At 49.5% G+C, this 586-nt stretch carries 1 protein-coding gene; it reads right to left on the reverse strand.

The genetic code is table 11. From position 1 onward, the window contains the following. A partial coding sequence (locus tag R7P64_RS24405; protein WP_318124198.1) for an ABC transporter ATP-binding protein occupies positions 1 to 586 on the reverse strand: 586 nt, incomplete at both ends.

Consider the following 586-nt stretch of genomic DNA (forward strand, 5'->3'; position numbering starts at 1 on the left):
ACACCAGAAAGCTGATTGTTTTCACCAATAAACTGAGCGACAAACGCGTTACTCGGAGATTCATACAGCTCCGTTGGCGGGGCAAGTTGCTGCACTTCGCCTTGATTAAAACCTGCGATTCGGTCAGACATAGTGAGCGCTTCATCTTGGTCATGCGTGACATACAAAATCGTAATACCGAGCTTTTCGTGCAGGTGTTTAATCTCCATCTGCATTTGCTCACGAAGTTGCTTGTCCAACGCGCCCAAAGGCTCATCCATCAGGACGAGTTTCGGTTCAAACACAAGCGCTCTCGCCAACGCGACACGTTGTTGCTGCCCGCCAGATAACTGCTTTGGATAACGACTGGCAACGTGCCCCAACTCGACCATGTCCAGTGCGCTCTGTACTTTATTTTGAATGGTTTGATTATCGAGCTTGCGCACTTTTAGAGGAAAAGCGAGGTTCTCCGCAATCGTCATGTGAGGAAACAGCGCGTAGTTTTGAAATACCATTCCGATGTCGCGTTTATGTGGCGCGAGATTGTTTACCGGAACGCCATCAATGTAAATCTCCCCGCCAGTTGCCGTTTCGAAACCCGCCAGCA

The organism is Vibrio sp. 2304 (genome assembly GCF_033339475.1).
Classification (GTDB): Bacteria; Pseudomonadota; Gammaproteobacteria; order Enterobacterales; family Vibrionaceae; genus Vibrio; species Vibrio alginolyticus.